This is a genomic window from Paenibacillus piri (assembly GCF_004354045.1).
GTDB lineage: Bacteria > Bacillota > Bacilli > Paenibacillales > NBRC-103111 > Paenibacillus_S > Paenibacillus_S piri.
In genome coordinates, this window is the sequence record NZ_SMRT01000007.1 from 129,910 (window position 1) to 142,121 (window position 12,212).

Genomic DNA, 12,212 nt, shown 5'->3' on the forward strand with positions numbered 1-12,212 from the left:
CACGTATAGCAGAAGGGCAGCTCCTTTGCAGGGCTGCCTTTCTGCTATGTTCGATGCCGGGCACGGCTGGGCCAACGCCGGCACTTTTCCGCCGCTAATACAAGCCCGGCCTGCGGTCCTCAAAAATCGGAATGCGGCTGCGTACTTCGGCTACGAGCCCCATGTCGATTTCCGCACGTACAATTTGCTCCGTTTCGCCGCCTTCCGCCAGCACCTCGCCCCACGGGTCGATAATCATCGAATGCCCGAAAAACTCCGTTGTCCCGCTGATGCCGACCCGGTTGCAGGAGACGACGAACATTTGATTTTCGATCGCGCGCGCCATGAGCAGCGTCCGCCAATGATGCAGCCGCGGATTCGGCCATTCGGCCGGTACGAACAAAATTTGCGCTCCGCCAAGCGCAAGCTTGCGCGACAGCTCAGGAAACCGGATGTCGTAGCAAATCATCATGCCCGCCGGTACGTCATCCACCTTCAGCTGACCGACGGTCGTACCTTCCTTTAAATACTTCTCCTCGTCCATCAGACGGAATAAATGAATTTTGGAATAGTCCGCAGCCTCGCGGCCTTCCCGGTTGAAAGCATATATCGTGTTGTAAATGTCGCCGCCCTTCTTCTCGGCAATCGAGCCGCCGATCAGGTTGACGCCGTGCTTGCGGCTGAATGCCGACAGCAGCTCGCGTGTCCGCTGTCCGTCCGCATCGGCCAGCTCATGAATGCGCTCCAACGCGTAGCCGGTATTCCACATCTCCGGAAATACGATCACGTCGGGTTTGGTCCCTCCTGTTACTGCCTGCTCCAGCATCGTCTCCAGCTTCGAGAAATTCGATTCAGGCTCACCGATCGCGATATCCATCTGCAGCAAAGCCACATTCCATTTTTTATTCGACATGCCCTTTCACCCTTCTTTATATCGGTCTTTGTTCCATCATAGACGATGCGGCCTGCAACTTCAATCCTTAGGCGCAACGTGTTTGAGCTTCGAAGTCATCTCCAAAGCCTGTTCCCGACCTTTAATCGACAGTCTCCTGGAGTCCGTTAGCTGTGAAAACGTTAGGCGAACCGACATTTTCAGTGGCGAGAAGCTCCGGAGCAATTTCCGAGCTTTCATTCAGCAAATCAGGCAAGCGGCGAGCCGTCTGAAAAGCAATTATCCCTATCCGCTATACAGTCTTTTCGATTCGTGTTACATTATTTCTAGTCATTTGAAACAATAAAACGATAATGCATTATATTTTGGAGTGTGACGATACATGAGTTCAGCCTTTACTTCCCGCCCATCGACTTTCCAGGTCAAGCCGGCGGAACGGATGCAGGAGCTTCCGACCCAATTTTTCGCCACCCTGGTTCGCAGGGCGACGGAGCAAATCTCCGCCGGGCACGACGTGATCAATCTGGGACAAGGCAATCCGGATCAGCCTACGCCCCCGCATATTGTCAAAACGCTGCAGGAAGCGGCCGAAAATCCTATATACCACCGCTACGCTCCGTTTAACGGATTTCTATTTTTGAAGCAGGCTATCGCCCAGCGCTATAAAGAGGATTACGGCGTCGATCTGGACCCGGAAACGGAAGTGGCGATTTTGTTCGGCGGTAAGACCGGCCTGGTTGAAATCAGCCAGTGCCTGTTGAACCCGGGCGACGTATGCCTCGTGCCGGATCCCGGTTATCCCGACTATTGGTCCGGCGTAGCGCTGGCCGGGGCGCGGATGGCGTTTATGCCGCTCCGCGAGTCGAACGCTTTCCTGCCCGACTACAGCGCGCTGTCCGCCGACGATTTGGCCAAGGCGAAGCTGATGTTCGTCAATTATCCGAACAATCCGACAGGCGCTGCGGCTCCGGCTTCCTTTTACGAGGATACGGTCCGTTTTGCCGAAAAGCACGGCATCGTCGTCGCAAGCGATTTCGCCTACGGCGCGCTCGGGTTCGACGGCCAAAAGCCGGTCAGCTTCCTGCAGCAGCCGGGTGCCAAAGAGGTCGGCATCGAGTTTTATACCATGTCCAAGACGTATAATATGGCCGGCTGGCGCGTCGGCTTCGCGCTGGGCAATGCAGAGGTCGTACGGCTGATCAACCTGATTCAGGACCATTACTACTGCAGCCTGTTCGGCGGCATTCAGGCGGCCGCAGCGGCGGCGCTGACCGGCCCGCAGGACTGCGTCGCGCAGCTGCTTGCCACGTATGAAAATCGCCGCAACGCGCTGTACACGTCGCTGGACCAAATCGGCTGGAAGGCGAAAAAGTCGCAGGGCTCGTTTTTCACCTGGCTGCCTGTTCCGAAGGGACACACCTCGGCCTCGCTCGCAGATCTGCTGCTGGAGGAAGCGAAAATCGTCGTCGCGCCGGGCATCGGGTTCGGCGAAAGCGGCGAAGGCTACGTCCGGCTCGGCCTGCTCGCTCCGGAAGAAAGGCTGAAGGAAGCGGTGGCGCGGATCGACAAGCTGCGCCTGTTCGGCTGATGACGCGCTTGCAAGCCGCTGAACCGGCATGCGGGTCGGCGGCTCCTCCGCCGACCGCGGCGCCCGACCATGCGCGGTGTCGCATATGCATGGTTCGAGAGACGGCCGGGAAACGAAGATCTGTTCAAAGCCTTGCGGGCGGTTTGGATGCCGGAAAGGAAAATGCGATCGGGGGCGTTCTGCACACTGCAGGCTGTCTCTGCGCTGCAAGACGGATACATGGAATACGTGCGGGCCATCCTTGTCAAAAGCCGGGATAGGCCCGCCTGTTATTTTTTTGTGATGAATGTGCTCCGCGGAAACTTAATCCCGCAATTTATCCATCGTCTGCAAATACAGCACCTGCAAAAACTTCTTTATGTTTACTTTCCCCTTATTATCTTGCATCCGGTTCTCGTCAATCTCCTTCATTTTCAGACGGATGTCCTGGAAATCGAAATACAGCGTAGCATAATGCTCGAACTTCGGGTTCCCGTAATCCGTGAGACCGATGCTGGCCAGATGAGTGAGCGCGGACATCACAGTACGGCGAATCCGTTGCTCCACGGCCTTCCCTTCCTTCTCGAGATCTGCGCCATCCTGCTTCGACTCGCGCGCCCGGGCTGCGGCGACCTCGTATAAATCTTTCAAGGGCGGCAGCGCCTCCACCTTATGATATTGCGCCAAATACTCGATGATCTCGATGATGTCCCGGCTCCCGCTGTCTCCGATAATACCCATGTCCATCAATATGGGCTGGACGATTTCGCGTGCGCTCGGTTTTTTGCGGCTGCTTCCCGCATCCCCTCCCAGCACATCCAGCTTGGCAAGCGATTGTTTGATTTCCTGAAGATAGCGGCCGATTTTCCACTGCTCGCCCACTTTGGACAGGACCGCCTCCACTTCGACCCGGTTGATCGGTTTATGAATGTAAAATTCAATTCCCGCCTGGTACGCTCTTCCTATCATCTCTTTATTTTCGATTTGCGAGATCATGACGTACTTGCCCTTGTAACCGTCACGCTTTAGCTGAACGATCGTTTCAATACCGTCCTGATCCGGCATCAGAAGATCGATAAGCACAACGTCGGGAGCGGCATCAAGCACCACTCTGACGCCTTCGGTTCCGCTTCCGGCCGTCGTCACGACCTCGCCGAGTCCGCGATTTTCGATTATCGATTGCAGCATTCGCCTGCTCACCGCATCGTCGTCAACTATTGCATATGAAAGCATCGTCCATCTTACTCCTTTTTTAAAGCATTGGTCGGAAGTGCGACTACAAAAGTCGTCTCGCCGGCAAGCTTGCCGCCCTTCAATTGAATGGAACCCTTGAAGGACTGCACGATGTCCCGTACGTGGGAGAGACCGATGCCTGTCGCCGCAATGCCTTCTTGGCTGAACTTCGTTGTAAATCCGGGCTCGAACACCATCTCTTTATCAAGCTCCGAAATGCCCGTCCCCGAATCGGTTACGATAAACACCGTCTCGCTTAACATCCCGTACACCTGGATGCGGATCGTGCCCTCAAGCTCTATGGCTTCCACCGCATTGGAGACCAGATTGTTGAGCACAGTCAGGAGAGGTATGGAATGAGCGGTCGAATAATTGACCCGCATCTCCTGCTCCATATGGACATCCTTATGCAGCATCCGGCTGTACTCCTGATTCGATTTCAGAACGAACTGGACGATTTCGGAAAGCATCATTTCGGAAGCGGTTTCCTTGTCGGTAAGCTTTAGCAATCCCGCCAATATGCGTTGGGAATCTTTCTTGACCTCATGAATTTGCTGGGTGATTTCCAGAATGGACCGGCTGTAATCCTTATATTCCGGCAGCATGTTCAACCTGCAGTACAGGTCGTAGCTTTGGACGGTAATTTGCTCGATGGCGCGCATCGACTTTTTCAGGTAGAACACCTCTCCGTACAGCCCGCTGTTGATCATGAGCATCTGCTCCATCCGTTTTTGCTGCTCGGCGTGTACAATGCGCATCTGGTTGACCGTAATGCTGCTGTACAAACCGACCGTGAAATAACAGCGAACGACCGCCGTGACCGAAATAAGCAGCCACTGCGCCGGTTGATAATAGGGCAGATGAAATAGCGTGCTGCGGGCGATCAGCTCCATTTCGTTCGACATAAAATCGACAACCGAGCTGCATGCTCCCAGCAGAAGCGGATGGAACTCGTGCAGCCGTTCCCGGATCAGGCTCATCCCGATCGCAAACACAATATAATACAGCATGGCGGAGAAGTGCTTGCGCATGCTCTCCAGCAGCATCAGGTGATCCGACGAAGCCGTATCGAGCAAAGTGCGGAACAGCAGCACGGCGATACCGACCGCAATTCCCGTCTTGATATAGGGCAATTGCCGCATCAGCAGCAACAGCAGCAAAAACGTACTGCTGCCAAGCCCGATGCGAAACAGTTCGCCGCTGAAAGGCGTAATTTTAAATTCTCCGGCAATGGCCACAAACAACGCGATAATCATGATTTGCGCGCCCTGACTCTTGAAACGGTTCTGCATCCATCCCATCGCTTAACCTCCTGCAGCGCGCAATTTAGCTCACATACCCGGCAATTGTCTCATAAGCCGGCACCTTTATTTTACTTTACTTTCCAAAAAATATGAACTTGACCGATCATTGGCGAAAAAGCCAACCCCCGCACTACCATGGGGTCAGCTTGTTTGTTCAGGAATAATGATTTTCGCGGGCTCGCTTACGTCAGCTTGTTCTCCATTCGTCTCGCCGCCAGCGATAGCGCATAATTGACCGCAAAATAAAGCAGGGCCACAAGCGCAAGAATCGGAATCGTGTAATTATAGCTTTGACCGATGACGATTTTCGCATTATGCATCAGATCTGGCAACGAAATGACGATGGCCAACGAAGTATCCTTCAGCAGCGAAATAAATTGGCTCACCATCGGCGGCATCATCCGGCGCAGCCCTTGCGGTAGCACGATATGCCATAACGTCCGGGTATAACCGAGCCCCGAGGACCGGGCGGCTTCAATCTGGCCCTTGTCGATCGACGCAAGTCCGCTGCGGACGATTTCGGAAATCATCGCCGCTTCGAACACGGCCAGCCCGACGATCGCCGAGTTTTCGACGCCGAGCTTGATGCCGATATCCGGCAGAGCGAACCGGGTGAAAAAGATGATCAGCAGCAGCGGCAGGTTGCGGATGAGCTCGACGAGGACGGCGAGAACTGGCGAAACGACCGGCATCCGGGTATAACGGAGCGTCCCGACGATACAGCCGATAATAAAGCTGAGTACGATGGCGAAAAACGCCACCTTCAGCGTGACGAGAAAACCTTCCAGGATGAAAACGACGTTATGTCCCGAAAATGCGTTGACAATATCCATAGCTCCCCCTCCTACCCGGCTTTCGCCAGTTTGCGTTCAAAATGTAATGCCATGTAGCTTAAAGGAAGGGTCAGCACCAAATAAAGCACAGCGACAAAAATATACGTATCGAACGTAGCGTACGTCTTGCTGGCTACCTGATCGCCGTAATACATTAGATCCAGTCCGGCGAATGCGCCGAGGATGGACGAGTTTTTCACCAGATTGATGAATTGGTTGCTGAGCGGCGGAATTACGATTTTGACCGCTTGCGGCAGGACGACATGCCGCATCGTCTGCGTATAATTAAGACCCGAAGCCCTGGCGGCCTCTGTCTGCCCTTTGGGAACGGCCATGATCCCCGCGCGAATCGCCTCCGCGACAAAGGCGGCCGTGTACACCATCAGTCCGACGGTTCCGCACACGAATCCGCTCAAGGTCACACCGACCGACGGCAAGCCGTAAAAGAAAATAAAGACGACCAGCAGCAGCGGGATGTTGCGAATAAACTCGACATACGCGGTCCCGAACCATTGCAGCGGCTTTACAGGCGTAATGCGGAAAACGGCAATGAGCGTGCCGAGCAGAAAGCTCCCCAGGAGCGCGATCGCGCTGGACAAAATCGTGTTGCCAAAGCCCTTCATATAGATGTCGAAATGATCGGTAAATATCTCAATGTTGGGCATCATTCATCCCCCTTTGTTCTAAACGTGAGAAGATGGGCGACGGAGGGTCTCCCATCTTCTCTTTTCCTAAACTTATTTGATCGGCGCTTTGCCGATCCATTTCTCGTAAATTTTGTTGTATTCTCCGCTGGACTGCAATGTTTTAAGCGCTTCGTTCACTTTCTCCAGCAGCGCGGATTCGCCCTTCTTGATCGCGATGCCGTACGGCTCGTCCGTAAACGGATCGCCTACGACTTCGAAGCCCGGGTCTTGAGCGGCCATACCGTACAATATCGCGTTGTCCGTCGTCAAGGTATCGCCTTGGCCCGCCTTCAGCGCGCTAAAGGCGTCCTGATAGTTGTCAAATTCGAGCACCGTTGCGTCCGGCGCCTGCTTCTTGACGTTGTCCACCGAGGTCGAGCCTTTGACGGCAAGCACCTTCGTGCCTTTTTTCACGTCGGCGATGCTTTTGATCGGGCTGCCTTTTTTGACGAGCAGCGATTGTCCGGCTTTGAAGTAAATGTCGGAGAAATCGACCTGCTTCTTTCGTTCCTCGTTTACCGTCATCGTGGCGATAATCATATCGATTTCTTTGTTATCGAGCATCGGAATGCGCGTTTTGGACGTAACTTCCTTCAGCTCCAGCTTGTTCTCGTCGCCGACAATTTGCTTGGCGAGCGCCTTGGCGATATCGACGTCGAAGCCTTCCACCTTGCCGCTTGCCGGGTCCTTCAGGCCGAACAGCTTCGTATCGTACTTCACGCCGACGACCAGCTTGCCGCGGCTTTTAATATCGTCCAGCACCGATGCCGATGCGGCCGGCTTCGCTCCGCCGGAGCCGCCGTTTGCGCTGCCGCCATCCTTCGTTCCGCAGGCGGACAATATCATTGCGGATAACGCGATAATCGAAATGCCCGTCGTCAACCATTTATTCGTTTTCATAACTCCAAACTCCCCTCATATCGTCAAGTTTTTAAAACACAGGTTAATGGTTCAGCACACGGTTGAGAAACAAGCGCGCCCGCTCTTCCCGAGGATTCGAGAAAAACTGCAGCGGAGGCGACACTTCCAGGATTTGACCCTTGTCCATAAAGACCACGCGATCGGCCACTTCCTTGGCAAAGCCCATTTCATGCGTGACGACGACCATCGTCATCCCTTCCCGAGCCAGCGCCTTCATGACGTCCAGCACTTCGCCGACCATTTCCGGATCAAGGGCCGATGTAGGCTCGTCGAACAGCATAATTTGCGGCTTCATGGCAAGTCCTCTGGCGATCGCCACGCGCTGCTGCTGACCGCCCGACAGTTGGGACGGGAAACGATCCGCCTTATCTTCAATGCCTACTTTTTTCAAGTAATACATGGCGGTTTCCTCGGCCTCCGCCTTGGGGATGCCGAGCACTTTCATCGGAGCCAGCGTAATGTTGTCAATGACCTTCATATGCGGATACAGATTAAAATGCTGGAATACCATGCCGATGTTCCGGCGGAGCTTGTTGATGTCGGTCTTGCTGTCGCTTACCTTCGCTTCGTTAACCGTCAAATCCCCGCTCGTTATTGTTTCCAAGCGATTGATGCAGCGGAGCAGCGTACTTTTTCCCGAACCTGACGGGCCAATGACGACTACCACCTCGCCTTGGCCGATCTCCAGGCTAATATTTTTCAGCACATGAAACTCTCCGTAATGCTTCTCCACTTGCTCAAACGTAATCATAGAACCCCCCCTCTACCAGATAAAGCTTGTCCGGCCAGCGTTTGTAATAGGCTTTTAGCGGCTGTCGGAGATATGTGTAATGATTAATGACATCCGATGTGCTTTATTGTAACTCCCTCCTACCAAATCTTACGCAATCCTACATGAAGTCCTTATATTTTTTTTACAAAATATTTAAATTTTTTTCACCTAGCTTGTCCCCATGCGCTCATCGTACGCATTGTCGGTTTGGACCTGGGCTAAGGCTGCCCGGTCTTTACAAGACGGTCAACAACATGCTATGCTAGAAAAAACCAAACGTTATGATGGGACTAGTAGGAAGACCCTTCGCGCGCAGAGAGTAAATTCCGCCGGCTGCAAGAATTTACCGTGAAGCCTTGCCGAACCCGCCCCGGAACGGCCAGTGAAGAGCTGGACGGCTGCCTTGCTGTTACCAAAGGCTTATGAAGATGGATGATCTGATCATCAATTAAGGTGGTACCGCGGAAGTTCAAGCTTTCGTCCTTAGAGGACGAGAGCTTTTTGTATTTTCATAGCCGCAATTCTTCTCAGATTCGCAGAAATATTTATCGTCGGAAAGAAGTGAAGCTCATCATGCAGCAAACGATAGTTGTCAAAATCGGGAGCAGCTCCTTAACCTCGGACGAGGGCGGGCTGAACCGCAGTAAAATCATATTTTTTGCATCCGAGCTGTCCAGGCTTCATCAGCAAGGCTATCAAGTGCTGCTCGTTACATCCGGCGCTGTCGCCGCCGGGTTCCGGGAAATGGGCTACGTCCTGCGGCCAAAAAGCCTGCACGAGAAGCAGGCGGCCGCTTCCGTCGGGCAAGCGCTGCTGATGCAGGCTTATCATGAAGCTTTTGCCGCCCACCGGCTGGGCGTCGCGCAAATATTGCTGACCCGCTCGGATTTCTCCAACCGCAAGCGGGTTCATAACGCTTCGATGACGATCGAGGAGCTGCTGCGCCGCCGCATCATCCCGATCATTAACGAAAACGATACGGTCGTGGTCGATGAGCTGAAGTTCGGAGATAACGATATGTTATCCGCCTTGGTAGCCAATTTGGTCCGCGCGCGGCGTCTGCTGATCCTGACCGATACCGACGGTCTATACACCGAGGACCCGCGCAAAAACGCCGAAGCCCGGCGTATTGAACGCGTCGCCGAGATCGACGAGAACATATACCGCATTGCCGGCGGTTCGGGCTCGTCAGTCGGCACAGGCGGCATGCGCTCGAAAATCGAAGCCGCGCGCATCGCGATGCGCGGCGGCGTGCCCGTCTTCGTCGGCCGGGTCGTCGAGGACGGCGATCTTGAGCTGGCCGTCAACAATACGGGAAAAGGCACCTATTTTATTACAAGCGAGCATAATCTTCCGATGAAAAAGCAGTGGCTCGGCTTCCATTCGTTCCCGGTAGGCCGCGTTACAGTCGATCACGGCGCCGAGACGGCGCTTGTGGCGGGCGGGCGCAGCCTGCTGCCCGCAGGCGTTACGGCAGTGAGCGGCGACTTTCACCCCGGCGATGTCGTTGAAGTGGTCAACAGCGACGACCAGACGATCGGCCGCGGTGTCGTCAATTATTCGACCTGGCAGCTGCAGGCTGTCGCCGGTCTCGGCACCGAGGAAGTGCAGAAGCGGATCGAGGTGCAGCGGATCGAGGTTATCCATCGCGATGAATGGATTACGCTGACCGCCGCCAAACAGCTTAGCGAGTAATTATGTTGCAATAAGGAGGCATATAAAATGAACACGGATACTCTCAACCAAACCAATGCCGCTTCAAGCGAGGTTGTGCTGAAGTCGACCCTGGCCAAACAGGCGGCTCCGCGCCTCAGCCTGCTCACGAGCGAGCAAAAAAATAAAGCGCTGCTTCTGATGGCAGATGCACTGGTCGCCGAAGCGCCCTCGATCATGCTGGCGAATGCGAAAGATTTGCAGCGCGGCCAAGAATCCGGCATCGCTCAGTCGCTGCTGGATCGGCTCGCGCTGAACGAGCAGCGGATTGCCGCCATGGCCGAAGGACTGCGGCAGGTCGTCGAGCTGCCCGATCCGATCGGCGATACGCTGGAGGAAATTACCCGTCCGAACGGTCTGCACATCCGCAAGCTGCGCGTTCCGCTCGGCGTCATCGGCATCATCTATGAAGCCCGCCCGAACGTAACCGTCGATGCCGCGGCTCTATGCCTGAAAACCGGCAATGCCGTCGTTTTGCGCGGAGGCTCCTCCGCCCTTTCGTCCAACGAACGCATTATCGAGGTGCTGCACGCAGCGCTTGCGAAGTCGGATGTGCCGGCCGACGCGCTTCAACTAGTGACCGATCCGAGCCGCTCCTCCGTCGACGAGATGCTGACGCTGAACGGACTGCTAGACGTGCTGATCCCGCGCGGCGGCCGCTCATTGATTCAAAATGTCGTCAACAACGCAACAGTTCCCGTCATTGAAACGGGAGCCGGCGTCTGCCATACTTATGTGGACGCATCCGCCGATTACGAGATGGCGTTGAAAATAGCAATCAACGCCAAGGTGCAAAGACCGTCCGTCTGCAACTCGATGGAGACGCTCATTATTCATGAACGCTTTGCCGCCGCCCACCTGGCCGCGATCGCCGATCAGTTCACCGCGCTTAACGTCGAGCTGCGCGGCTGCGCTGAAGCGCAGAAGCTGGTTCCTGCGATCAAGCCGGCAGCCGGCGAGGATTGGGATACCGAGTACAACGATTACATTCTCAATATCCGGATCGTCAGCGGACTGGATGAAGCTCTGGAACATATACGCCATCACAGCACGCTCCATTCGGAATGCATCGTGACCGAGGACGAGGCGAATGCCGTCCGTTTCCTGCAGGAGGTCGATGCCGCAGCCGTCTATCATAATGTGTCCACCCGCTTCACCGACGGCTTCGAATTCGGCTTTGGCGCGGAAATCGGCATCAGCACCCAGAAGCTGCATGCCCGCGGACCGATGGGACTTCCCGCCCTGACATCGACCAAATACGTCGTCCGGGGAAACGGACAAATCCGGGGATAATGTGCCGCTGAGGCCGCAACCGTTCGCCAACCGCCATGATCGCAAAAATCAACGACTTCGTCGTCCTTAAGAGGGACGAGCGCGTTTGTCAGGGCTGTGCGAAGCAAGCGCAAATTACCCATATTTTAAGAGGAGGTAGTCCGCCATGTCCATCACGTTATCCAACGCGGCCTTTACGTTTGTCGGCGCCGGCTCGATGGCCGAAGCCATCGTCCGCGGTCTGACCTCGCTGAAGGATGGAAATCCTGAACGTATTACGATGCTGAACCGCCAGGACGCAGCCCGCCTGCATGATTTGCAGCAGCGCTACGGCATCCGCTATGCGGTTGAAGCCGAAGCCAGAAACCTTGCGATTGCGCAGGCGGATGTCGTCATCGTCGCCTTCAAGCCGAAAGACGCGATCGAGGGCTTAAAAGCATTGAGCCCGCAACTGAAGCGCAATCAACTGCTGGTCTCCGTGATCGCCGGCCTGTCCGCCGCAACGATCGAGGACATACTCGGACGGTCCGACCAGCCGATTGCGCGTACGATGCCGAATACCTCGAGCTCGATCGGTCTTGGCGCGACCGGCATTGCCTTTACCGCGGCCGTATCGGCCGACCAGCGGGAGCTGGCTAGTGCGATGTTTGCCTCGACCGGCATTGCCGCCGTCGTCGAGGAAGCCCGGTTGGACATCGTCACCGGCGTGTCCGGCAGCGGTCCGGCCTACATCTATTACATGATGGAGGCCATGATCGAGGGCGGCATCCGGGGCGGTCTTACGCCCGAAGCCGCCAGACAGCTGACGGTGCAAACCGTGCTCGGCGCGGCCAAAATGGTCGAGCTGACCGGTGAAGAGCCGGCCGAGCTGCGCCGCAAGGTGACGTCGCCGAACGGTACGACACAGGCCGCATTAGAGACGCTGGACCGTTTCGACTTTGCTGCCGGCGTTACCCAGGCCGTTCTGCGGGCTGCCGAACGGGCAGGCGAGCTCGGGCAGGCGATCAGCGCGCAGGCGGCAAACCGCTAGACGCACCAAA

11 protein-coding genes are annotated in these 12,212 nt (G+C 55.4%); 4 read left to right on the forward strand and 7 right to left on the reverse strand.

The window, feature by feature from the left end; all coding sequences use genetic code 11:
- Positions 1-94: 94 nt before the first annotated feature.
- Entirely contained in the window at positions 95-892 is a 798-nt protein-coding gene (locus E1757_RS16260; RefSeq protein ID WP_133229927.1) for a carbon-nitrogen family hydrolase, read from the reverse strand.
- Between the two features lie 361 nt (positions 893-1,253).
- On the opposite strand from E1757_RS16260, the gene E1757_RS16265 reads away from it, so the two are divergent.
- Positions 1,254-2,459 carry a pyridoxal phosphate-dependent aminotransferase gene (locus tag E1757_RS16265; protein ID WP_133229929.1) on the forward strand — a complete coding sequence of 402 codons (1,206 nt, stop codon included), beginning with the start codon at positions 1,254-1,256 and terminating at the stop codon, positions 2,457-2,459.
- Positions 2,460-2,762: 303 nt separating this feature from the next.
- Here the strand turns inward: E1757_RS16265 and E1757_RS16270 are convergent, their stop codons facing one another.
- From E1757_RS16270 to E1757_RS16295, 6 genes are all read right to left on the reverse strand, one after another.
- Positions 2,763-3,671 (reverse strand): response regulator, encoded by a 909-nt coding sequence (locus E1757_RS16270; protein ID WP_133229931.1) that lies wholly within the window; start codon positions 3,669-3,671, stop codon positions 2,763-2,765.
- A gap of 8 nt (positions 3,672-3,679) precedes the next feature.
- Positions 3,680-4,972, reverse strand: coding sequence for an ATP-binding protein (locus E1757_RS16275; RefSeq protein ID WP_246079224.1), 1,293 nt, complete (start codon positions 4,970-4,972; stop codon positions 3,680-3,682).
- A 185-nt stretch (positions 4,973-5,157) separates the two neighbouring features.
- Positions 5,158-5,808 (reverse strand): amino acid ABC transporter permease, encoded by a 651-nt coding sequence (locus E1757_RS16280; protein WP_133229933.1) that lies wholly within the window; start codon positions 5,806-5,808, stop codon positions 5,158-5,160.
- An 11-nt stretch (positions 5,809-5,819) separates the two neighbouring features.
- Positions 5,820-6,473: an amino acid ABC transporter permease gene (locus E1757_RS16285; RefSeq protein WP_133229945.1), complete on the reverse strand. Its 654-nt coding sequence runs from the start codon at positions 6,471-6,473 to the stop codon at positions 5,820-5,822.
- A gap of 72 nt (positions 6,474-6,545) precedes the next feature.
- Complete coding sequence (locus tag E1757_RS16290) at positions 6,546-7,394, reverse strand: transporter substrate-binding domain-containing protein (protein WP_133229947.1); 849 nt, start codon at positions 7,392-7,394, stop codon at positions 6,546-6,548.
- 43 nt (positions 7,395-7,437) lie between these two features.
- A complete protein-coding gene (locus E1757_RS16295; protein ID WP_133229949.1) occupies positions 7,438-8,166 on the reverse strand; it encodes an amino acid ABC transporter ATP-binding protein in 729 nt (242 codons plus the stop codon).
- Between the two features lie 594 nt (positions 8,167-8,760).
- Here E1757_RS16295 and proB point away from each other — a divergent pair.
- The 3 genes from proB to proC all read left to right on the forward strand — a co-directional run bounded on the left by proB (position 8,761) and on the right by proC (position 12,202).
- The gene (gene proB, locus E1757_RS16300) at positions 8,761-9,882 is read left to right on the forward strand and encodes a glutamate 5-kinase (protein ID WP_133229951.1); all 1,122 of its coding nucleotides are present in this window, start codon (positions 8,761-8,763) and stop codon (positions 9,880-9,882) included.
- Between the two features lie 27 nt (positions 9,883-9,909).
- Positions 9,910-11,193 carry a glutamate-5-semialdehyde dehydrogenase gene (locus tag E1757_RS16305; RefSeq protein WP_133229953.1) on the forward strand — a complete coding sequence of 428 codons (1,284 nt, stop codon included), beginning with the start codon at positions 9,910-9,912 and terminating at the stop codon, positions 11,191-11,193.
- Between the two features lie 145 nt (positions 11,194-11,338).
- On the forward strand, positions 11,339-12,202 hold the full coding sequence (proC, locus tag E1757_RS16310; protein WP_133229955.1) for a pyrroline-5-carboxylate reductase: 864 nt from the start codon (positions 11,339-11,341) through the stop codon (positions 12,200-12,202).
- Positions 12,203-12,212 lie beyond the last annotated feature (10 nt).